This is a genomic window from Roseomonas genomospecies 6 (genome assembly GCF_008365375.1).
Taxonomy (GTDB): domain Bacteria; phylum Pseudomonadota; class Alphaproteobacteria; order Azospirillales; family Azospirillaceae; genus Azospirillum.
In genome coordinates this window covers 153,259-174,417 of the sequence record NZ_QOKW01000002.1, presented here as the reverse complement: position 1 = coordinate 174,417, position 21,159 = coordinate 153,259, and the positions used below count along the sequence as shown (strand labels likewise).

The window sequence follows — 21,159 nt, the reverse complement described above, 5'->3', positions numbered from 1 at the left end:
CCAACCGGCCTCAGGCCGTGACGTCGATCACCACGCGCCCGCGCACCTGGCCCGCGAGGATCTGCCCGGCAAGCTCCGGCAGGTTCGACATAGGCTCCACCGTGTACATCGCCTTCAGGTGGTCCTTGTCGAGGTCGCGGGCCAGCCGTGCCCAGGCGCGCTCGCGCCGCGCGATGGGGGCGGCGACCGAATCGACGCCGATCAGCGTGACGCTGCGCAGGATGTGCGGCAGGACCGTGCCCGGAAGGTCGGCGCTGCCCGCCAGACCACAGGCGGCGACGGCCCCGCCCCAGACGGTCTGCGACAGGGCGTTGACCAGTGTAATCCCGCCCACCGAATCGACGCCGCCAGCCCAGCGCTCCTTCTGAAGCGGCGGACCCTTTTCCTGCAGGGCGGCGCGGTCGATGAATCCGGTGGCGCCCAGGCCGGACAGGTATTCATGAGTCTCGGGTCGTCCGGTGGAGGCGGTGACCGGATAGCCGGCCTTGGCGAGCAAGGCCACCGCGACGGAGCCGACTCCGCCCGCGGCCCCGGTGACCAGCACCTCCTTCCCGCCGGGCTGGATCGTCCCCCAATCCTCCAGCGCGTCCACGCACAGGGCGGCGGTGTAGCCGGCGGTGCCGATTCCCATCGCCTCTTCCGGCGAGAAGGCGTCGGGCAGGCGGATCAGCCATTCCGGCTTCACCCGCTGGAACCGGCTGTAGCCGCCCCACTGGGTTTCCGACAGGCCCCAGCCGTTGACGATCACCTTGTCCCCCGCCTTCCAGTCGGCGGAGCGCGACTCCACGACCGTCCCGGCGAGGTCGATGCCCGCGACCATCGGCAGCTTGCGGGCGATCCGGCCCTTGCCGGAGACGGCGAGGCCGTCCTTGTAGTTCAGGGTGGAGAAGGCGACCTCGACCAGCACGTCGTGGTCCGGCAGGTCGGTCAGGCTCAACGGCTTGAAGCCCCCTTTGGGCTTGCCGTCGGCGTCTTCGATGACGAAGGCGGTGAAGGTGTCGGCCATGCGGATTTCTCTCCCGGATCGCGTTCTTGATTGGCGGCTCGATTGGGGGAAAGCCTAGCACGGAAGCCGGGATGGACAAGATGGGCGTCGGGTAGGGGACGCGGATGGGGAGTGCCCGCCCGCGCCCACCAACCGGCAAAATCAGAACGTGATCTTCGTCTGGAGCGCGATCACGTCCACATGGGCCTTGTAGTCGGCGGACAGGTTGCCGCGGAAGGCGTCGCTGCCCGTCAGGTTGTCGCGCAAGTCGATCTTGGCCTTGTTGGCGAAGATGTGGCTGTAGCCGATGTCGGTCCGGATGCTGTCCGTGAACTGGTAGCCGGCGCCGATCGACACCCAATACCGGTCCTCGTCCGGGATGCGCGGCGTGCGGTACTGGTCGCTGACCGGGGTCTGGTCATAGGCGACGCCCGCGCGCAGGGTCAGCTTCTCGTTCCACTTGTAGGCCGCACCCAGCGCGAAGAACCAGGAATCGTCCCAGTTCTCGTCGGTCACCGAATCGGTGCGCAGCGGGTTGCGGTAGCGGATGCGCAGTTCCTTGAAGCGCGACCAGTTGGTCCAGTGCGCGTCGGCCATGACGGCGAAGGAGCTGGTCAGCTCGTGGTAGGCGCCGAAGGCGATCACGTCCGGCGTGGCGACCTTCGCCCGCACCGGCGAACCGGCGAAACTGGCCTGGAGCGCCGGAACGGCGGGCACCGCCTCGAACTTCGAATCGCCGTCCAGTTCGTGGAAGACGGAGGAGCGGTAGGAGACGCCGAAGCGGGTGCCCTTCACCGGCTCGTACAGCATGCCGGCGGTGAAGCCCACGCCCCAGTCGTCGCCCTTCACCTCGCCCACGCCGTCGCGCGATCCCGGCGCGATGGGAACGCCGGTGGCCGCCAGGATCGAGCCGAAGTCGATGGCCTGGCTCAGCCGCGCCTTGGCGTACTGGAACTGCAGACCGCCGGCGATGGTCAGGTCCGGCATCAGCCGGTAGGACACGGTGGGGGAGATGTTGATGGTCAGCAGGCTGGAGTGGATGCCGTGGTAGCGGCCCGTCCAGCTTTCCGGATAGTCGGTGGACAGGCCCCAGGGGGCGGTGACGGCAAGGCCCAGCTTGACGTCCGGCGACACCGTGTAGGCCAGATAGCCCGAGGGAATCACCGCGTCCATGCCGATGTCGCCGGGGTTGCTGGTGCCCAGGATGGTGCTGCCGCCGAGCCGCGCGGCGCGCGTGCCGCGGGCGTTGCTGGTCTTCGAGGTCGGGAACACGCCGCTCAGCACGCCGACCGCCTGATTCCCGTCCACGGCGCCGAGCGCCGCCGGGTTGAAGAAGAGGGCGGTGGCGTCACCCATGCCGTTGGCGGTCGCGCCCGCGAAGGAGGTGCCCTGGCCCGAGGCGCTCTGCTCCTTCAGCAGGTAGCCGGCGGCCCCGGCGGGCAGCGGCGCGGCGATGGCGGCAACCGCGGCGGCGGCGAGCAGATTCCCCTTCAGAGACCATTTCGACATGCGTTTCTCCCCAATTTCGTTATTTGACGCAATGATACACACATTGACGTTAACGTAAAGTGGGTGAACGGAAAAAATGTTGGGCCAACAATCTATGTGCCCAGAGGTGGATTTTGGGGGTGGAATGCGCGCCGCGGTCGATTCGCCGCGGGCTGGAGAAAGGGTGTGGGGTGGCGGTCAGCCGAGCCAGTCGGCGACCATCGCCATGCCGGCGCCGATCACGCTCTGGGCGTCCGTCCAGATCAGCTTCGCCGTGATGGCGATGGAGGCGATGACCAGCATGGGCCGGACGATGGCGGCCCCGTTGCGGATGACCATGTGCGCGCCGACCTGCGCGCCGACCATCTGGCCCAGCCCCATCAGCAGCCCGGCCACCCAGGCGATCTGGCCGCCGGCCAGGAAGAACAGCAGCGCGGCGATGTTGCTGGTGAAGTTCAGCACCTTGGTGTGGGCGGTCGCCTTGCGCAGGTTGAAACCCAGAAGCGAGACGAAGGCGATGGCGAAGAAGGTGCCCGTGCCCGGCCCGAGAAAGCCGTCGTAGAAGCCGATGCCCGTCCCGGCGAGCAGCGCGAATCCGCGCTCCCCGATGCGCTGCTGCGCGTCGATCTCGCCGGCCTTCGGGGAGACGAGCAGCCAGATGGCGATGCCGATCAGCAGCGCCGGGATGACGTTGCGCAGGAATCCCGGGTCGATCATCTGGACGATGATGGCGCCCGCGGCGGAGCCGGCGAAGGTGCAGGCGATCATCATGGCCATGTCGCGCGGCTTCACCTCGCCGCCGCGCGTGAACTTCACGGCGGCGGAGAAGGACCCGAAGCTCGATTGCAGCTTGTTCGTCGCCAGCGCCTCGGCGGGGGAGAGTCCGGCCCAGAGCAGGGCGGGAAGGGTCAGAAGCCCGCCGCCCCCGGCGATGGCGTCAACGAAACCCGCCAGAAGGCCGACCGCGAACAGCGCGGTCAGCGTCTCGATGGAAAGAAGGTCCATGATCGGAAAACGGCCTTCACTCTCCAGCGGATTCGGCGGCGGCGATGGCGGCGTTGAACGCCTTCACGGCGGCGCCCGGCCCGTCGGGATGGTTCCACACGGCGCCGACCACGGCCAGGAAATCGGCCCCGGCCCGCACCAGCGGTCCGCAATTCTCCGGGGTGATTCCGCCGATGGCGACGCAGGGCACCTCCATCAGCTCCGACCACCATTGGAGCAGTTCCAACTCCGCCTTGTGTTCGGCGTCCTTGGTGGTGGTGGGAAAGAAGGCGCCGAAGGCGATGTAATCCGCCCCGGCCTCGCCCGCTTCCATGGCGAGATGGCGGCTGTCGTGGCAGGTCACCCCGACGATGGCGTCGTTGCCGACGATCCGGCGCGCCTGGGCGTAGGGCGTGTCCTTCTGCCCCACATGCACGCCGTCGCAGCCGGTCTCGCGGGCCAGCCCGGGATGGTCGTTCAGGATGAAGGCCACCCCGCGGTCCTGCGCGATCGGGCGCAGAACGTCGCAAGCCCGGCGCACGGCGTCGTCGGAGCAGTCCTTCAAACGCAACTGGACGCAGGCGACATCGCCCGCGTCCAGCGCTTCGGTCAGTTTCGGCGCGAACGCCGCCGGTTCCAGGACCGGCGGCGTCACGAGGTAGAGCCGGCAGGCGGTTTCGGTCAACCGAGGCGATCCTTACTCTTTGCCCTGATAGATCTTCATGATCCGGTCGAGCAGCTTCAGGGCCTCGTCGCGCGGACGCTGGAAGGCGTTGCGGCCGATGATCGACCCGTTGCCGCCGCCGTCGCGGATGGCGCGGGCGTCCTCGAACACCGCGTCCTCGCCCTTGGTGGCGCCGCCGGAGAAGACCACGATGCGGCGGCCGTTGAAGGCGCACTGCATGATGTGGCGGACGCGGTCGGCCTGGGTGGCGATCTGGATGCCCTTGGACTCGTAGACCTTCTTGGCCTCCGCCTGCTCCAGATGGGCCGACGGCAGCTTCACCTTGATGATGTGGGCGCCGAGCAGGGCGGCCATGTGGGCGGCGTAGCCGATCACGTCGATGGCCAGCTCGCCGTCCTTGGAGACGGTGCCGCCGCGCGGGTAGGACCACAGCACGGTGGGAAGGCCGACCGACTTGGCCTCCTTCGACAGCTCGCGGATCTCCTCGTACTGGTCGTACATGGCGTCCGAGCCGGGGTAGATCGTGAAGCCGATGGCCGAGCAGCCCAGCCGAAGCGCGTCCTGCACCGAGGCGGTCACCGCCTGATCGGCGTTTTCCTTCTGGCGCGACAGGCTGTTGGCGCTGTTCATCTTGAGGATCAGCGGGATCGAACCGGCGAAGGTGCCGGCGCCGGCCTCCAGCGAGCCCAGCGGAGCGGCGTAGGCGTTGCAGCCCGCGTCGATGGCGAGCTGGTAATGGTAATGCGGGTCGTATCCCGGCTCGTTCGGCGCGAAGCTGCGCGCCGGGCCGTGCTCGAAGCCCTGGTCGACCGGAAGAATGACCAGCTTGCCGGTGCCGCCCAGCTTGCCTTCCATCAGAATGCGGGCAAGGTTGGCCTTGACGCCGGGGTTGTCGCTTTCGTAGTTCGCAAGAATTTCCTTAACGCGACGAGTGAGCTTCATCTGGCTCTTCCCCTTGGGGTTTCTGTCGGAAATGCGGCCCTCATAGCCCAGCGCGGGCCTCTTTGCAACGCCGGCAGGGGTGTAGTGCGGCCTTCCGCGGCGGCAAAAGGGCCTATCCGGGAGGTCAGGTCCGGCGGCGCCAAAGGGCTATGCAGCCGTCGCGGCAGGGCCGAATTTTGTCACAGCCGAATATTGTCACAGAACAGATTGAACGACGACGTAGAGGCCGTACCCGGCGCCAACCGCCACGGCCCAGGCCCCGGCGGCCAGGCCGACCCAGATGGCGACCAGCCGCGGACCTCGGATCGCTTCCACCCGCGGAGCGGGAAAGCGGGAGCCGCGGGGAAGCCCGTCCGGCCTTTCCGGAAGGGGGGTGGGACCGTCACCCTTCGGCGTCGTGGCGTCCGCATGGGGCCGCAAAGGCGTGGTCGTGCTCATCGGGGTGGTACCGCATCGTGGGTTCGAAACCACAATACACCACTTCCGATCGTGGTGGTTTGGGGAAAAAGCGGTATCGCCTTGGGACTATTCCGTGACAGAGATGCGACCTTGCCCGCCCAGCCATTCCCGGCAGGCGCGCCGTGGATCGCGGACGCCGCGCAGATCGAGCGGCTCGGGCAGGCCCGTCAGCAGGCGCGCACCGCTCCGGGCGGCGATGTCGGCCAGCCGGGCCGCGATGTCGGCCCGCCCGGTGAACAGAAGGGCGGCCATCCCGGCGGACAGCGCTGCCAGGACGTCGCCGGGACGGTCGGCGCAGTCCAGAACCGCCATCGGAGCCACCTCCGGATACAGTGCGGAGGCGCGGTCGGTGATCGCGCGGAACCAGCCGGCCCCGGCGTAGGCCGCCGCTCCGGGCGCGCTGACCAGCAACAAAGGGACGTTCAGTTCCGCCGCCGCCGCGCAGGCGGTGCTGGCTTCGGCGAGGCTGTGGACGCGGATGGGGCGGGTCTGCGGGAGCGGTTCGGTCATGTCGGGACGAAACGGGGCGGGCGTCTTCCCATCCCGACTCCGGGAATTGAGGCAGGTCAAACCGCGGGGCCGGAGGCGAGGCTATCCTCTCACCCTACGCATCCCCTAGGGTCGCCGACGATGATGGACTATAAGGGCTACAAGGCCCAGATCGATTTCGACAACGAGGCCGGCATCTTCGTCGGCGCCGTCATCAACACGCGCGACGGCATCACCTTCACCGGCCGGTCGGTCGATGAGCTGCGCAGGGCCTTCCGCGAGGCGGTGGACGACTATATGGCGATGGCCTGCGACATGGCGGGCAACACCGAGCGGCCCTTTTCCGGAAAGCTCGCCATCCGCGTCAACCCGATGCTCCACCGCGCCATCGCGACCTGCGCCGAGCGCGAGGGCAAGAGCGTCACCGCCTGGGTGGCCGACCGCCTGACCGAGGCCACGGGCATCAACGCCGTCAAGGCGGGGTGACCACGGTCCTGTCGTGACGGAGCGGTCATGAAAAAGAAGGGCGCCCCTTTGCGGGGGCGCCCTTCTCCTTTGGCAGCAAGCCGTGGGCGGCTTACTTGGCGTTCGCCATGGCGACGGCGGTGTCGCTCATGCGGTTGGAGAAGCCCCACTCGTTGTCGTACCAGGTCATGATGCGGACGAAGTTGCCGTCGATGACCTTGGTCTCGTTCAGCGCGAAGATCGAGCTGTGCGGGTCGTGGTTGAAGTCGGTGGAGACCAGCTCTTCCGTGTAGGCGCCCAGCACGCCCTTCAGCGGGCCGTTGGCGGCCTCGGAGATGGCCTTGTTGATCTCCTCCACCGAGGTGGCGCGCTTGGCGGTGAACTTGAAGTCCACGACCGAGACGTTCGGGGTCGGCACGCGCATGGCGGTGCCGTCCAGCTTGCCCTTCAGCTCCGGCAGCACCTTGCCCACGGCCTTGGCGGCGCCGGTGGAGGTCGGGATCATGTTCAGCGCCGCGGCGCGGGCGCGGTGCAGGTCCTTGTGGTTGGTGTCGACGATGCGCTGATCCCCCGTGTAGGAGTGGATCGTCGTCATGAAGCCCTTCTCGATGCCGATCAGGTTGTGCAGCACGAAGGCCACCGGGGCCAGGCAGTTCGTGGTGCACGAGGCGTTCGACACGATGCGGTGCTCGGCCTTGAGCTGGTCGTGGTTGACGCCGTAGACCACCGTGATGTCCTCGTCGGTGGCCGGGGCGGAGATCAACACCTTCTCCGCGCCCGCTTCCAGGTGCTTGGCGGCGTCGGCGCGCTTGGTGAAGATGCCCGAGCATTCCATGGCGATCTGGACGCCCAGATCCTTCCACGGCAGCTTGGCCGGGTCACGCTCCTGCACGACCTTGATCGAGTGGCCGTTGACGATCAGCTCGCCGTCGCGGGTCTCGATGGTGCCGGGGAAACGGCCGTGGACGCTGTCGTACTTCAGCAGGTGGGCGTTGGCCTTGAGGTCGGCCAGGTCGTTGATCGCCACGACCTCCACGTCGTTGCGGCCGCTCTCGTAGATGGCCCGCAGAACCAGACGGCCGATACGGCCAAAACCGTTGATCGCTACCCGAACAGCCATTGTTTTCCTCCAGTCTGGCATTCCCCGACCCCGAACCATACGGCTTGGGGCGGTAACTCCCGGCCCCGGATGTGTGGTCCGGGGCGGTGATTGTCAGCCCCGGACCGTCGGCCCGGAGCCCGATCCCGCGAACGCTCGCTCTTTTACAGGCGCGCCTTGGCCGCGGCGACCACGGCCTCGGCGGTGATGCCGAAGTGCTTGTAGAGTTCCTGATAGGGAGCCGACTCGCCGAAGCCGGTCATGCCGACGAACGCGGTGCCCGTGGCGCCCGGATAAGCCAGCCAGCGGTCCCAGCCCTGACGGATGGCCGCCTCGACCGCGACGCGGACGCCGCTGCCCAGAACGGACGCCTTGTAGGCGTCGTCCTGCGCCTCGAACAGCTCGAAGCTCGGCACGGACACCACGGCGGCGCCGATCCCCTCGGCCTGGAGCGCCTTGCGGGCCTCCACGGCCAGCGAGACTTCCGAACCGGTGGCGAGCAGGGTCACCTTGCGCTCGCCCTCGGCCTCCAGCAGCACGTAGCCGCCGCGGGCGGAGCGGTTCTCCTCCGCATGCTCGGTGCGCAGGGTCGGCACGTTCTGGCGGGTCAGCGCCAGGACGGACGGGCCGTTGACGCGCTCAAGCGCGATCTGCCAGCACTCCGCGGTCTCCACGGCGTCGGCCGGGCGCAGGGTCAGCAGGTTCGGGATGGCGCGCAGCGCGGCCAGATGCTCCACCGGCTGGTGGGTCGGGCCGTCCTCGCCCAGGCCGATCGAGTCGTGGGTCATCACGAAGATCGAGCGCTGCTTCATCAGCGCGGCCAGACGGATCGCCGGACGGCAGTAGTCGGCGAACTGCATGAAGGTGCCGCCGTAGGGGATGACGCCGCCGTGCAGCGCCATGCCGTTCATGACGGTGGCCATGCCATGCTCGCGCACGCCGTAGCGGACGTAGCGCCCGTTGAACTCACCCCGGCCCTTCACGTCGGCGGTGTTCTTCGCCTTGGTGTTGTTCGACGGGGTCAGGTCGGCGGAACCGCCGATCATCTCCGGCACCGCCGGGACCAGGACGTCGAGCACGTTGCCGGAAGCGACGCGGGTGGCCCAGCTCGGCTTCTCCTCCGACACCTTCTTCTTGAAGGCGCCGATCAGCTCGTCCAGGCCGGCGGGAACGCCGTGGCCCATGGCCGCCTCGAACGCCTTGCGAGCGGAGGGGTCCAGCGCCGCGACGCGCTGCGCCCAGTCGGCGTAGGCGGCGTCGGCGCGGGTGCCGGCGGCGCGCCAGGCGTCCAGCACGTCCTGCGGGACGACGAAGGGCTCGTGCGGCCAGCCGAGATTCTCGCGGGTGGCGGCCACCTCGTCGGCGCCCAGCGGCGAGCCGTGGCAGCCGTGGGTGTTGGCCTTGTTCGGGGCGCCCTTGCCGATGATGGTGCGGCAGGCGATCAGCGTCGGCTTGGCGGAACCCTGAGCGGCCTCGATGGCCTTGGCGACGGCTTCCGGATCGTGGCCGTCGACGGTCGCCGTGTTCCAGCCGTAGGAGCGGAAGCGGGCCGGCGTGTCGTCGGTGAAGCTGAGGTCGGTCGAACCGTCGATGGAGATATGGTTGTCGTCCCACAGCACGATCAGGCGGCCCAGCCCGAGATGGCCGGCCAGCGAGCAGGCCTCGTGGCTGACGCCCTCCATCAGGTCGCCGTCGGAGGCGATGACGTAGGTGTAGTGGTTGACCAGATCGTCGCCGAAGCGCGCGTTGGTGATGCGCTCGGCCAGCGCCATGCCGACGGCGGTCGAGATGCCCTGGCCCAGCGGACCGGTGGTCATCTCGATGCCCAGCGACGGATCGACCTCCGGATGGCCCGGCGTCAGGCTGCCGAGCTGGCGGAAGCGCTTCAGCTCCTCGATGGTCATCCGCTCATAGCCGGTCAGAAAGCCCAGCGAGTAGATCAGCATCGAGCCGTGGCCCGCCGACAGGACGAAGCGGTCGCGGTCGGCCCAGGCCGGCTGCTTCGGGTTGAACTTCAGGAAGCGCGTGAACAGCACCGTCGCCACGTCGGCCATGCCCATCGGCATGCCGGGGTGGCCGGACTTCGCGGCCTCCACCGCGTCCATGGACAGCGCGCGGATGGCGTTCGCCATGGTGGTGATGGGGGCGGGCGGGGTGGCGGCGGAAGCAGCGGACATCGGGCAGGGTTCCTGAAGAATGTTCCCGCGGGCGGGCGCGCAGTCGAACTGAGGTGGGCCGGACGGGGTTGGGCAACACCGATTGGCGGGAAACCAGGGCTTCCCGCAAGACGCGCGCACCATGCAGAACCCGTGTGCGCAGGTCAACACGGGAATGGGGATGACCGCCCGGCTTCCGGCGCATTTTGCGGGTGCCGTTTCCGCCGCGTTCCGCGGCGTAATTCCGGTTGACGGCGCGGCATGGTCGGCCCAACTGTAGCGCTCGGCATTTTATGCATCTGCGAACCGCTGGTCCATTAGCCGTCCGTTTGCCCATCAAGGTTCCCCGCCCATGGATTCCCTGAAAGCCGCGCTCGACCGCCTCTCCAAGGCCGTGGACCGCCTGGAGCATGCCGCCTCCGCCCGCGAGGAACGGGTGACCAAGCGCGAGCAGGAGCTGACCGAGTCCCTGCGCGAGGCCCGCATCGAACAGGCGCGTGCCCAGGAGAATGCGGAAACCGTGTCGAAGCGTCTGGAGGCGGCCATCGGACGTCTCGAAGCCGTGCTGGAGAATTGAGCCATGGCCCAGGTGGACATCGAGGTGAACGGGCGCGCCTACCGCGTCTTCTGCCAGGACGGCCAGGAGGCCCGCCTGCGTGAGCTGGCCGCCTTCGTCGACGCCAAGCTGAAGCAGGTGACCGGCGGCGGCAAATCCGGGTCGGAGGCGCAGATGCTCGTCCTGACCGCCATCGTCATGGCGGACGAGATGCAGGACGTCATGGCGGGCCGCGGCCTCGCGTCGCTGTCCACGGTGAGCGAGGCCGAGATGGCCGCCGCGGTGGACAATGTAGCCTTGCGCATCGAAGAGGTTGCCGCGCGGCTCGAGCGCGCCTAAGTTAGGTCTCGGAAGGTCGCTGCCTGGTTCGTCAGGTCGCAATAATCCCCAGGGCCGATAATCTTAGACTCTCGGGAGCTGTCCCTGTCCGGACCCTGGTCCGGTTACACGGCGCCCACCTGCTCTGCAGGTCATGGAGGATAAGCAATGCCAACGGCCGAGGCGGCACCTTCCGCCCTCCCATGGATTTCCCAGACTTCTCCCAGGCGACGATGACCGACCCGCGCGCGGCCAAGGACGCCGCCCGAGCCCGGGCGCGCGCCCGGCGCGACTCCCTCGGCGATGACCGGATGCGCGCTTTTGCCGCGGACGCGCTGCGCGACCGGTTCCTGGAGGAGCTGGTTTCGCCGGGGCTGGTTCCCGATGGTCCGATCGCCGGCTATTGGCCGCTGGGTTCGGAACTCGACGTGCGGCCTGTGCTGCTCCATCTTAAGGCCGGCGGGCGATCCGTCGCCTTGCCGGTGTCCGGGCCGCGCGGGCGGGCGCTGACCTTTCGCGACTGGGACCCGGCGCAGCCGCTGGCCGCGGGGCGTTACGGCATTCACGAACCCGGCCCCGACCGGCCCGAGGTCGTGCCGGCGGTGCTTCTGGTGCCGATGCTGGCCTTCGACCGCAACGGCCACCGGCTGGGTTATGGTGCAGGCTATTACGACCGGACGCTGGACGCCCTGCGCGCGATCCGGCCCGCACTGGCGGTCGGGGTGGCCTTCGCCGCCCAGGAGATGGACGCGGTGCCCCGCGGGGCGCACGACGAGCGGCTCGATTGGATTCTGACGGAGCGCGAGACGCTCCGCTTTGCGCAGTGAAGGTTGGGGACGATGCGGCTTCTGTTTCTGGGTGACGTGGTGGGGCGGACGGGGCGCGACGCGGTGATCGCGCACATGCCGATGCTGCGCGAAAAGCTGGACCCCGACCTGACCGTGGTGAACGGCGAGAACGCCGCCGGTGGATTCGGCATCACCGTGAAGATCGCCGAAGAGTTCTTCGCCGCGGGCGTGGACGTGGTGACGCTCGGCAACCACTCCTGGGACCAGAAGGAGCTGGTGGCGGCCATCGACCAGCAGCCGCGGATCATCCGCCCGCTGAACTACCCGGACGGCACGCCGGGGCGCGGCTTCGTGCTGCTTCAGGCGCGGGGCGGGCGCAAGGTGCTGGTCATGAACGTGATGCTGCGTCTGTTCATGGACCCGATGGACGACCCCTTCGCCGCGGTGGACCGGGTGCTGCGCGCCCACCGGTTGGGCCCCAACGGCGCCGACGCCATCCTGGTCGACGTCCACGGCGAGGCGACCAGCGAGAAGATGATCATGGGCCATTTCTGCGACGGCCGCGCCTCGTTGGTGGTCGGCACGCACAGCCACGTCCCGACGGCGGACCATGTGGTGATGAAGGGCGGCACCGCCTATCTGACCGATGCCGGCATGTGCGGCGACTACGACAGCGCCATCGGCATGAAGAAGGAGGTCGCCATGGCCAAGATCATCCGCAAGTTGCCGACCGAGCGGCTGAGCCCGGCGGAAGGCGAGGCCACCCTCTGCGGCTGCTACGTCGAGACGGACGACCGCACCGGCCTCGCCACCAGCATCCAGCCGCTGCGGCTGGGCGGCCGGCTGAGCCAGTCCATGCCGGTGCGGGGCTGAGCGACATCACCGGCCCGGGTCCCGCAGGGCGCAAAAGGGGCGCCCCAATCCTGCCATATTGACTTTCTAAATGGGTAGGTGTCGTCTCCGGCGCCGAAAGCGTGCGGTGGCGCACTGGAACTGGTACATGTGTCCCTCCGCTTTCCAAGCTGTTTCACAAGACCTTGTCTCTTTGAATCCATCTGGGGCTCGTTCGACGCATGGCCGGTCATAGCCAATTCAAGAACATCATGCACCGCAAGGGCGCGCAGGACGCCAAGCGGTCGAAGATCTTCAACAAGCTCGCCCGGGAAATCACCGTGGCGGCCAAGGCGGGCCTGCCGGACCCGGCGGCCAACCCGCGCCTGCGCGCGGCGATCACCGCGGCCCGCACGCAGAACATGCCGCGCGACCGCATCGACCGCGCGATCAAGCAGGGCACGCCGGGCGGCGGTGACGACACCAACTACGACGAAGTCCGGTATGAGGGCTACGGCCCCGGCGGCGTCGCGCTGATCGTCGAGGCGCTGACCGACAACCGCAACCGCACGGCCGCCGAGGTGCGCTCCGCCTTTACGAAGTACGGCGGCTCGCTGGGCGAGACGAACTCGGTCAGCTTCATGTTCAGCCGCGTCGGTGCGATCTACTACCCGGCCTCCGCCGCGGCGGCGGACGCCGTGTTCGAGGAGGCGCTGGAGGCCGGTGCGGAGGACGTGGCATCCGACGAGAACGGCCATGAGGTCACCACCTCGGTGGAGAATTTCGCCGTCGTGCGCGACGCGCTGGAAACCAAGTTCGGCGGTGCGGAGAGCGCGCGCCTGACCTGGAAGCCGCTGAACACCGTCGCACCGTCCGAGGACGCCGCCGCCAGCCTGATCAAGCTGCTGGACGTGCTGGAAGACAACGACGACGTCCAGACGGTCGAAGGCAACTTCGACATCTCCGAAGAGCTGATGCAGAAGCTGACGGCCTGACGCCAGGCTGCGGAGCGGAGGGGACCGGGGTGCTTGGGCAGGCCGGAAGAAGCGGGGCGGTGCAACAGCCGCCCGTACGCCTGTTGGGGCTGGACCCCGGCCTCCGCCACACCGGCTGGGGCGTCATCGACGTGTCCGGCAACCGGCTGACCCATGTGGCGGACGGTGCCGTCCATTCCGACGGCGACCGCCCGCTGGCCGAGCGCCTGTGCCAGATCCACGACGCCCTGTCGGAGGTGCTGGAGCGCTACCGCCCCGACGAAGCGGCGGTGGAGGAGACCTTCGTGAACAACAACGCGGTCTCCACGCTGAAGCTGGGGCAGGCGAGGGCCGTGGCTTTGCTGGTTCCTGCGTTGGCCGGCTTGGCGGTCGCCGAATACGCCAACAACATGGTGAAGAAGGCCGTGGTGGGGCAGGGCCGGGCCGACAAGACGCAGGTGCAGGCCATGGTGCGCCTGCTTCTCCCCGGCTGCGCCATCACCACGCCGGACGCCGCGGACGCGCTGGCCGTGGCGATCTGCCACGCGCATCACCGCGCAAGCTGGCAGATGTGGCGGAGGGGGACGGATCAATCCCTCTCCCGCCCCGGGAGAGGGTGGCCCGAAGGGCCGGGTGAGGGTCTTGCGTTGCTTGACCCGGCCAAACAAGCGAAGCGCTATCCGACGCCGCAGGAGACCGAACGTGCGCGGATCTTGCGACGCGATTCCACCGATGTGGAGAAAGTCCTCTGGCAGCGACTCCGCAACGGTCAGCTCGGGGCGAAATTCCGGCGGCAGGAGGCCATATTCGGCTACACGGTCGATTTCGTTTCCCACGACCATCGCCTGATCGTCGAATTGGATGGCGGGCAGCACGCCGACCGTGCCGAACAGGATATGCGCCGATCCCGCCTGCTGGAACAGGCGGGCTTTCGCGTGCTCCGTTTCTGGAACAACGATGTGAACGAGAATCTGGAAGGCGTGCTGAGCACGATCAAAGCACGCCTGGAAGAAACCACCGTGGTGCGTCGGCCGGTCGCTGCGGCGGCACCCTCACCCGGCCCTTCGGGCCACCCTCTCCCGGGGCGGGAGAGGGGAAGCGGGGATGAAAGCGCATGATCGCCAAGCTCACCGGTGTCGTGGATTCGGTCGGGACCGACTGGGTGGTGGTGGACGTCAACGGGGTCGGCTATCAGGTCGCCTGCTCCAACCGCACGCTGTCGCGCATGGCGGTGGGGGAGCGGCGGGCGCTGGTCGTGGAGACCTTCATCCGCGACGACCGGATCACCCTCTACGGCTTCGCCGATACCGGCGAGCGGGACTGGTTCCGGCTGCTGACCACCATCCAGGGCGTCGGCTCGCGCCTCGCCCTGTCGATCCTCGGTGTGCTCGACCCCGACCAGCTCACCCGCGCCATCGCGGCGCAGGACAAGACCGCGCTCACCCGCGCCGACGGCGTGGGGCCGAAGGTGGCCGCGCGCATCGTCAACGAGTTGAAGGACAAGGTGGGCAACCTCACCCTCGGCGCCTCGGCCGCCGCCGCTCCGGCGGCGGGCGGCAAGGCGGCGCCGGCGGCGGGCGGTCCCGACAACATGGTCATGGCGGACGCCGTCTCGGCCCTCGTCAATCTCGGCTACGGGCGGTCGGAGGCGTTCGGCGCCGTCGTGGCCGCCGGGCGCAAGCTGGGCGACGGGGCCGGCGTGTCGGAGCTGATCCGCCATGGCCTTAAGGAACTCAGCCAATGACCGCCGACCAGAACGGCTCCGATCCCGACCGGCTGGTGCAGCCGGGGCGGGGCGCCGGCGACTCCGGCGAATCTTCCATCCGCCCGCTCTCGCTTGCCGAGTTCATCGGCCAGCGGCAGGCGCGTGAGAACCTGTCGATCTTCATCCAGGCCGCCCGCTCCCGGGGGGAGGCGCTGGACCATGTGCTGCTGTTCGGGCCGCCGGGCCTGGGCAAGACCACGCTGGCCCAGATCGTCTCGCGCGAGCTGGGGGTGGGCTTCCGAGCGACCTCCGGCCCGGTCATCGCGCGGGCGGGCGACCTCGCCGCTCTGCTGACCAACCTGCAGCCGCACGACGTCCTCTTCATCGACGAGATTCATCGCCTTAATCCCGCCGTGGAAGAGGTGCTCTATCCCGCCATGGAGGATTTCCAGCTCGACCTCATCATCGGCGAAGGCCCGTCGGCGCGGTCCATCCGGATCGATTTGCCGCCCTTCACACTGGTCGGCGCGACGACGCGCTCGGGCCTCATCACGCGTCCCTTGCGCGAACGCTTCGGCATTCCCGTGCGGTTGCAGTTCTACGAGCCGGACGAGTTGGAGTTGATCGTCCGCCGCGCCGCGGGCGTGCTCAACATGCTCATCACGCCGGAAGGCGCGCGGGAGATCGCGAACCGGTCGCGCGGGACGCCGCGCGTGTCGGGCCGGCTGTTGCGCCGGGTGCGCGATTTCGCCGCGGTGGCCGGCGTGCCGGAAGTGGACGCCCGCATCGCCGACGCCGCCCTGACGCGGCTGGAGGTGGACCGGCTGGGCCTCGACAGCATGGACCGGCGCTATCTGGGCATCATCGCCAACAACTACGGCGGCGGCCCGGTGGGTGTGGACACGCTGGGCGCCGCGCTGGGCGAGCAGCGCGACGTGCTGGAGGAGGTGGTGGAACCCTACCTGATCCAGCAGGGCTTCCTGCAGCGGACTCCGCGCGGGCGCATGCTGACCGACCAGGGCTTCCGCTATCTGGGCCTGAACCCGCCCTCGGCGCCGACCCGCCAGTTCGACCTGCTGGACCGGTTGGCCGGTTCCGGCCAGGAGCCGGAGGAGGACGGCGATGCCTGACGGCGCCGGGGCCGCGAATCTTTCGGGCTGGTTTGACGAGAACGCGCAGCACAGGCTGCGCTTGCGGGTCTACTACGAGGACACGGACGCCGGGGGGCTGGTGTATCACGCCAACTACCTGCGCTTCTTCGAGCGGGCGCGCACCGAGATGCTGCGGCTGGCCGGGTTCACCAACGCCGGACTGGCCGAAAGCGACGGTGTGTCATTTGCGGTACGACGGGCGGAGATCGATTTTGTCGCTCCCGCAAAGCTCGAGGATACGCTTGAAGTGGTGACGCGAATCACCGATACCGGCGGTGCCTCCTTCGCAGTTGCACAACTTGCCCGTCGCGACGGTCGCGACCTCGCGCGGGCGGAGATTCAACTGGCGATGATCAACCTGGCCGGCGACCGGGCCGGACGTCCCGCGCGCCTTCCGGCGCCGGTCCGCGAGGCGCTCAACGATTTGTACAAAAGGCAGAAGCGAGACTGACTGCGATGGATCTTAATTCCGCCCAGGTGGTCGGGGCCGCGGCGAAGGCCCACGACATCACGATGTGGGGCCTGTTCTGGCAGGCCGACCTGATCGTCAAGGTCGTGATGCTGATGCTGCTGGTTGCCTCGGTGTGGTGCTGGGCCATCATCATCGAGAAGCTGATGCGCATCCGCCGCCTGAACGCGCAGGCGGACGCCTTCGAGGAGAGCTTCTGGTCAGGCGGATCGCTGGACGCGCTGTACGACCGCATCGGCCAGAACCCCGCCGACCCGATGTCGGCGACCTTCGCCGCCGGCATGCGCGAATGGCGCCACGCCGCCGACCGCGGTATCGGCTCCATGAAGGGCTCGCTCCAGCAGCGGGTCGAGCGTGTCATGTCCGTGACCATCGGGCGCGAGATGCTGCGCGCCGAACGCTACATGACCTTCCTGGCGTCGGTCGGTTCGACGGCGCCCTTCATCGGCCTGTTCGGCACGGTGTGGGGCATCATGAACTCCTTCACCTCCATCGCCGCGTCGGGCAACACCAGCCTCGCCGTCGTCGCGCCCGGCATCGCGGAGGCGCTGTTCGCCACGGCGCTGGGCCTTGTGGCCGCCATTCCCGCCGTGATCTCGTACAACAAGTTCACCACCGACCTCGGCCGCTACGCCGACCGGCTGGAGACCTTCTCGGGCGAGTTCTCGGCGATCCTGTCGCGCCACCTCGAGGAGCGGGGAGCCGCCTGACATGGGAGCCCAGCTCGCAGGGAAGGGCGGCCACGGACGGGGCCGCCGCCGCGGATACCGCGCGATGGCCGAGATCAACATGACGCCCTTCATCGACGTCATGCTCGTGCTGCTGATCGTCTTCATGGTGGCGGCGCCGCTGCTGACCGTGGGCGTGCCGGTCGATCTGCCGAAGACCAACGCCGCCCCGCTGGAGGCGCAGAAGGACCCGCTGTTCGTGACCGTGCAAGCCGACGGCCGGGTCTATGTGCAGGAGACGGCGGTGGAGACGGGCAACATGGTCCCGCTGCTGATCGCCGTCACCAACAACAATCCCGAAGCCCGCATCCTGGTGCGCGGCGACGCGAAGATCGCCTACGGCAAGATGCTGGAGGTGATGGGCACCATGAGCGCCGCCGGCTTCAAGAAGGTCGGGCTGGTCGCCGAGATGCCCAACGGGCCGGGCGCCACCGGGCCGCGCGTCGGCGGTCCGGCGCAGCGCTGAGACGCCACGGCGAGTTGAAGGCTGACCCATGCGCAAACCCCTGATCGCATCGGCAACGCTGCACGTCGCGCTGATCGCGCTGTTCGTGCTCGGCATGCCGCCCAGCGATCGCAAGCTGGACATCCCCGCCTCCATCCCGATCGAGATCGTGGATGTGGGCGAGGTGACGGAAGCCGCGCGCGTCGACAAGGGCGAACCGAAGCCGTCGGCCCCCAGGCCGCCGGTGCCCGAGTCCAAGCCCAGCCCGCCGGCTCCTTCGCCGCCGGAACCGGCCAGCGAACCGCCGCCCCCGCCGCCCCGGCCCGAACCGAAGGTTCCGGAGCCGCCGAAGGTCGCCCAGGTGACGCCGCCCCCGGCGCGCGAACCGCCTCCGCCGCCCAAGCCGGCTCCGCCCCCGCCGCCGCCCGATCCGGAACCGGCCCCGGTGGTCAAGCCGCCCGAGCCCAAGCCGGAGCCGAAGCCGCAGCCGCCCAAACCCGAGCCCCCCAAGCCGGAGCCGCCCAAACCGGAACCGCCAAAGCCCGAGCCCCCGAAGCCCGAGCCCAAGAAGCCGGAACCGGCCAAACCGGAGCCGCCGAAGCCGGAACCCAAGAAGCCCGAGCCCGCCAAGCCGGAGCCTCCGAAGGCCGAGCCGAAGAAGCCGGAGCCGCCGAAGCCGGAGAAGACCGATGCGCTCGCGGATCTTCTGAAGAACGTTCAGAAGAACGCTCCGGCGAAGCCGGCGCCGTCCGACGCGAAGGCCGACAGCAAGGCGGACAGCAAGGCCGAGGCCAAGCCGTCCCAGCAGGCCGCCGCGTCGCAGGCGCCGTCCGGGGCCGCCAAGGCCGTGAACGGACCCGACAAGCCGTTCAAGCCGTCCGGGCGCGCCATCGACGGCATCCGCGGGGCGGTGAGCAAGAACTGGAACTTCGACCCGGGCCGCAAGGACGCCGGGAACATGCAGGTGGAGATCATCGTTGAGCTGGGCCGCGACGGTTCGGTGCTGAACGCGACGATCAACGAAAGGTACCGCTCCCGCTACATGTCGGACGCGGCCTTCCGGGCGTCCGCCGACGCCGCGCTGCGCGCGGTGAAGCGGGCCAGCCCCCTGCCCATCAGCGAGTTCTCCGGCGACTTCACGCCCGCGCGGTATGAAGAGTGGCGTTACTTCGTGTTCAATTTCGACCCGAGGGACATGTTCTGACCATGACGAAGAAGACGAGGCTTCTGCTGAAGGCCGCCGGTTGCGCCGGCGCCCTGCTGCTCGCCCTCGGCGTCGCGGCGCCCGCCCCGGCCCGCGCCGAGGTGCGTATCGACATCACCAAGGGCGTGGTCGAGCCGCTGCCGATCGCCATCACCAGCTTCGCCGGAGCCGGCGGGCGCGAGGCGCAGGTCGGTTCGGACATCTCCAAGGTGGTCTCCGCCGATCTGGAACGGTCGGGCCTGTTCCGTCCGCTCGATCCCAAGGGCTTCCTTCAGACCCCGGACCAGCTCCGCTCCGGCGAGCCGCGCTATCAGGACTGGCGCGCCGTCGGTGCCCAGGCGCTGGTCGCCGGCAACACCACCGCCATGGGCGACGGCCGCATGAAGGTGGACTTCCGCCTGTGGGACGTGGCCGCCGGCCAGTACATGCAGGGGCTGAGCTACACCGCGACCGCCGACAGTTGGCGCCGCATCGCCCACATCGTCGCCGACGCCATCTACAAGCGGCTGACCGGCGAGGAAGGCTATTTCGACACGCGCATCGTCTATGTGGCCGAATCCGGCCCGGCCAACGCGCGCAAGAAGCAGCTCGCTATCATGGATCAGGACGGTGAGAACCACCAGTTCCTGACCGACGGCAAGAATCTGGTCCTGACGCCGCGCTTCTCGCCGGCGACCCAGGAAATCACGTACATGTCCTTCTTCAACAAGAAGCCGCGCGTGTACCTGTTCAACATCGACAGCGGCCGCCAGGAGGTCCTTGGCGACTTCCCCGGCATGACCTTCGCCCCGCGCTTCTCGCCGGACGGCAACAAGGTCATCATGAGCATGGCCCAGAACGGCAACACCGACATCTACGCGCTGGACCTGCGGACCCGCCGCCAGATCCAGCTCACCGATTCGCCGGGCATCGACACCGGTCCCAGCTTCTCGCCGGACGGCCAGCGCATCGTCTTCGAGTCGGACCGCGGCGGCAGCCAGCAGCTTTACATCATGAACGCGGACGGTTCGGGTGCGAAGCGCCTGACCTTCGGCGAGGGCCGCTACGGCACGCCGGTGTGGTCGCCGCGCGGCGACCTGATCGCCTTCACCCGCCAGCGGGGCAGCAACTTCGCGCTCGGCGTGATCCGTCCGGACGGCACCGGCGAGCGTATCCTGACCGAGTCGTTCCATGTCGAAGGCCCGACCTGGGCACCGAACGGCCGCGTGCTGAGCTTCTTCCGTGATGTCCCCTCAGGCGATGGCCGCGGGCGCAGCGCGAAGCTCTATACAATCGACGTGACCGGGGCAAACGAACGCCGTGTGATCACTCCGCTCGACGGCTCCGATCCTGCATGGTCGCCCTTGATTCCCTAGTGGAGTAGCCCTATTTTGCGCGCGCAAGAACGTCGCTCAAGACATGGCCGGAAGTCGGTACTTCCGTCGGGGTCTGGCGGAAGTCGGCGCCGTTCTTCCTCCACAATCCGGTCAAAAACATCTCGTGTCGCTTAGGGGGTCATTAGACATGCGTATCAAGTATCTGAGCCTGATCGCGGCCGTCGCTCTGGTTGCCGCTTGTGAAACCGCTCCGAAGGACGCCGGCAACGCCAACACCAATGGTGGCGCCACCCAGTCCAGCATCCGTCCGGGCTCGCAGGAAGACCTGGTCGTCAACGTCGGCGACCGCGTGTTCTTCGGTCTCGACCGCTACGACCTGGCTCCGGAGGCTCGCGCCACCCTGGACCGTCAGGCGTCCTGGCTGAAGCAGTACCCGAACGTCACCGTGACCATCGAAGGCCACGCCGACGAGCGCGGCACCCGCGAGTACAACCTCGCCCTGGGTGAGCGCCGCGCCAACTCCGTGAAGAACTACCTCGCCGCCGCCGGCATCACCCCGGCGCGCGTCAAGGTCATCTCCTACGGCAAGGAGAAGCCGGCGGTCCTCGGTTCCAACGAGGCCTCCTGGGCGCAGAACCGCCGTGGCGTGACCGTCGTCGACTAACGACGGCGCCCGTCCGGGTTCCAAGAAAGACGCCGCTCCGGAGCGATCCGGGGCGGCGTTTTTCATTTGGGGTGATGGGGGCAAGGCCCACCCATCACCGAATGCAGAACGCAAAAAGCCACGCAGGCCGGTGAACGGCTGCGCTTCAGCGTTTCCAAAGAAATAACAAAGGGGGGAGAATGGTGCTGCCAGAGAGGATTGAACTCTCGACCTCTCCCTTACCAAGGGAGTGCTCTACCACTGAGCTACGGCAGCGCC

The 21,159-nt window shown here is 68.4% G+C and carries 24 protein-coding genes, 1 tRNA gene, 1 other RNA gene and 1 pseudogene; 17 read left to right on the top strand and 10 right to left on the bottom strand.

All coding sequences use genetic code 11. The features are described 5' to 3' along the window. Nucleotides 1-10: 10 nt before the first annotated feature. The 7 genes from DS843_RS03260 to DS843_RS03230 form a co-directional block, all read right to left on the bottom strand. On the bottom strand, nt 11-1,006 hold the full coding sequence (locus tag DS843_RS03260) for an MDR family oxidoreductase (protein WP_149467469.1): 996 nt from the start codon (nt 1,004-1,006) through the stop codon (nt 11-13). A gap of 141 nt (nt 1,007-1,147) precedes the next feature. Further along, entirely contained in the window at nt 1,148-2,494 is a 1,347-nt protein-coding gene (locus DS843_RS03255) for an OmpP1/FadL family transporter (protein ID WP_149467468.1), read from the bottom strand. A 177-nt stretch (nt 2,495-2,671) separates the two neighbouring features. Then, a complete protein-coding gene (locus DS843_RS03250; protein WP_149467467.1) occupies nt 2,672-3,478 on the bottom strand; it encodes a TSUP family transporter in 807 nt (268 codons plus the stop codon). A 16-nt stretch (nt 3,479-3,494) separates the two neighbouring features. After that, nucleotides 3,495-4,142, bottom strand: a complete 648-nt coding sequence (thiE, locus tag DS843_RS03245) for a thiamine phosphate synthase (RefSeq protein ID WP_149467466.1) — start codon at nt 4,140-4,142, stop codon at nt 3,495-3,497. A gap of 12 nt (nt 4,143-4,154) precedes the next feature. After that, complete coding sequence (locus DS843_RS03240) at nt 4,155-5,084, bottom strand: class I fructose-bisphosphate aldolase (protein WP_149467465.1); 930 nt, start codon at nt 5,082-5,084, stop codon at nt 4,155-4,157. 195 nt (nt 5,085-5,279) lie between these two features. Further along, complete coding sequence (locus tag DS843_RS03235) at nt 5,280-5,522, bottom strand: hypothetical protein (protein ID WP_149467464.1); 243 nt, start codon at nt 5,520-5,522, stop codon at nt 5,280-5,282. Nucleotides 5,523-5,609: 87 nt separating this feature from the next. Next, complete coding sequence (locus tag DS843_RS03230) at nt 5,610-6,053, bottom strand: hypothetical protein (protein ID WP_149467463.1); 444 nt, start codon at nt 6,051-6,053, stop codon at nt 5,610-5,612. 120 nt (nt 6,054-6,173) lie between these two features. On the opposite strand from DS843_RS03230, the gene DS843_RS03225 reads away from it, so the two are divergent. Then, nucleotides 6,174-6,518, top strand: coding sequence for a type II toxin-antitoxin system HicB family antitoxin (locus tag DS843_RS03225; RefSeq protein WP_149467462.1), 345 nt, complete (start codon nt 6,174-6,176; stop codon nt 6,516-6,518). 91 nt (nt 6,519-6,609) lie between these two features. Here the strand turns inward: DS843_RS03225 and gap are convergent, their stop codons facing one another. Beyond that, on the bottom strand, nt 6,610-7,617 hold the full coding sequence (gene gap / locus DS843_RS03220) for a type I glyceraldehyde-3-phosphate dehydrogenase (protein ID WP_149467461.1): 1,008 nt from the start codon (nt 7,615-7,617) through the stop codon (nt 6,610-6,612). Between the two features lie 143 nt (nt 7,618-7,760). Then, nucleotides 7,761-9,773 (bottom strand): transketolase, encoded by a 2,013-nt coding sequence (tkt, locus tag DS843_RS03215; protein WP_149467460.1) that lies wholly within the window; start codon nt 9,771-9,773, stop codon nt 7,761-7,763. A gap of 331 nt (nt 9,774-10,104) precedes the next feature. On the opposite strand from tkt, the gene DS843_RS03210 reads away from it, so the two are divergent. From DS843_RS03210 to pal, 16 genes and pseudogenes are all read left to right on the top strand, one after another. Beyond that, complete coding sequence (locus DS843_RS03210; RefSeq protein ID WP_149467459.1) at nt 10,105-10,329, top strand: hypothetical protein; 225 nt, start codon at nt 10,105-10,107, stop codon at nt 10,327-10,329. Between the two features lie 3 nt (nt 10,330-10,332). Continuing rightward, nucleotides 10,333-10,647: a cell division protein ZapA gene (locus DS843_RS03205; RefSeq protein ID WP_149467458.1), complete on the top strand. Its 315-nt coding sequence runs from the start codon at nt 10,333-10,335 to the stop codon at nt 10,645-10,647. 13 nt (nt 10,648-10,660) lie between these two features. Then, nucleotides 10,661-10,820: non-coding RNA, 6S RNA (gene ssrS / locus DS843_RS03200), on the top strand. A 39-nt stretch (nt 10,821-10,859) separates the two neighbouring features. Continuing rightward, entirely contained in the window at nt 10,860-11,453 is a 594-nt protein-coding gene (locus DS843_RS03195; RefSeq protein WP_149467457.1) for a 5-formyltetrahydrofolate cyclo-ligase, read from the top strand. A 12-nt stretch (nt 11,454-11,465) separates the two neighbouring features. Continuing rightward, the gene (locus DS843_RS03190) at nt 11,466-12,287 is read left to right on the top strand and encodes a TIGR00282 family metallophosphoesterase (protein ID WP_149467456.1); all 822 of its coding nucleotides are present in this window, start codon (nt 11,466-11,468) and stop codon (nt 12,285-12,287) included. A gap of 200 nt (nt 12,288-12,487) precedes the next feature. Continuing rightward, on the top strand, nt 12,488-13,240 hold the full coding sequence (locus DS843_RS03185; protein WP_149467455.1) for a YebC/PmpR family DNA-binding transcriptional regulator: 753 nt from the start codon (nt 12,488-12,490) through the stop codon (nt 13,238-13,240). A gap of 59 nt (nt 13,241-13,299) precedes the next feature. After that, nucleotides 13,300-13,782 (top strand): annotated as a pseudogene (gene ruvC / locus DS843_RS31715) (crossover junction endodeoxyribonuclease RuvC); the annotation flags it as partial. 6 nt (nt 13,783-13,788) lie between these two features. Then, the gene (locus DS843_RS31710) at nt 13,789-14,337 is read left to right on the top strand and encodes an endonuclease domain-containing protein (protein ID WP_286191929.1); all 549 of its coding nucleotides are present in this window, start codon (nt 13,789-13,791) and stop codon (nt 14,335-14,337) included. Further along, nucleotides 14,334-14,963: a Holliday junction branch migration protein RuvA gene (gene ruvA, locus DS843_RS03175; protein ID WP_149467453.1), complete on the top strand. Its 630-nt coding sequence runs from the start codon at nt 14,334-14,336 to the stop codon at nt 14,961-14,963. The genes DS843_RS31710 and ruvA overlap by 4 nt, the downstream gene beginning before the upstream one ends. Beyond that, entirely contained in the window at nt 14,960-16,054 is a 1,095-nt protein-coding gene (gene ruvB, locus DS843_RS03170) for a Holliday junction branch migration DNA helicase RuvB (protein WP_149467452.1), read from the top strand. The genes ruvA and ruvB overlap by 4 nt, the downstream gene beginning before the upstream one ends. Then, complete coding sequence (ybgC, locus tag DS843_RS03165) at nt 16,047-16,526, top strand: tol-pal system-associated acyl-CoA thioesterase (RefSeq protein ID WP_149467451.1); 480 nt, start codon at nt 16,047-16,049, stop codon at nt 16,524-16,526. The genes ruvB and ybgC overlap by 8 nt, the downstream gene beginning before the upstream one ends. 5 nt (nt 16,527-16,531) lie before the next feature. Continuing rightward, nucleotides 16,532-17,254 carry a protein TolQ gene (tolQ, locus tag DS843_RS03160; RefSeq protein WP_109069625.1) on the top strand — a complete coding sequence of 241 codons (723 nt, stop codon included), beginning with the start codon at nt 16,532-16,534 and terminating at the stop codon, nt 17,252-17,254. Between the two features lies 1 nt (nt 17,255). Further along, entirely contained in the window at nt 17,256-17,738 is a 483-nt protein-coding gene (gene tolR / locus DS843_RS03155; RefSeq protein WP_149467450.1) for a protein TolR, read from the top strand. A gap of 28 nt (nt 17,739-17,766) precedes the next feature. Continuing rightward, the gene (locus DS843_RS03150) at nt 17,767-18,921 is read left to right on the top strand and encodes a cell envelope integrity TolA family protein (protein WP_149467449.1); all 1,155 of its coding nucleotides are present in this window, start codon (nt 17,767-17,769) and stop codon (nt 18,919-18,921) included. 2 nt (nt 18,922-18,923) lie between these two features. Then, nucleotides 18,924-20,276: a Tol-Pal system beta propeller repeat protein TolB gene (gene tolB, locus DS843_RS03145; protein WP_149467448.1), complete on the top strand. Its 1,353-nt coding sequence runs from the start codon at nt 18,924-18,926 to the stop codon at nt 20,274-20,276. Between the two features lie 148 nt (nt 20,277-20,424). Further along, a complete protein-coding gene (gene pal, locus DS843_RS03140) occupies nt 20,425-20,901 on the top strand; it encodes a peptidoglycan-associated lipoprotein Pal (protein ID WP_149467447.1) in 477 nt (158 codons plus the stop codon). 180 nt (nt 20,902-21,081) lie between these two features. Here the strand turns inward: pal and DS843_RS03135 are convergent. Further along, nucleotides 21,082-21,156 (bottom strand) — tRNA-Thr (locus DS843_RS03135). Nucleotides 21,157-21,159: the final 3 nt, after the last annotated feature.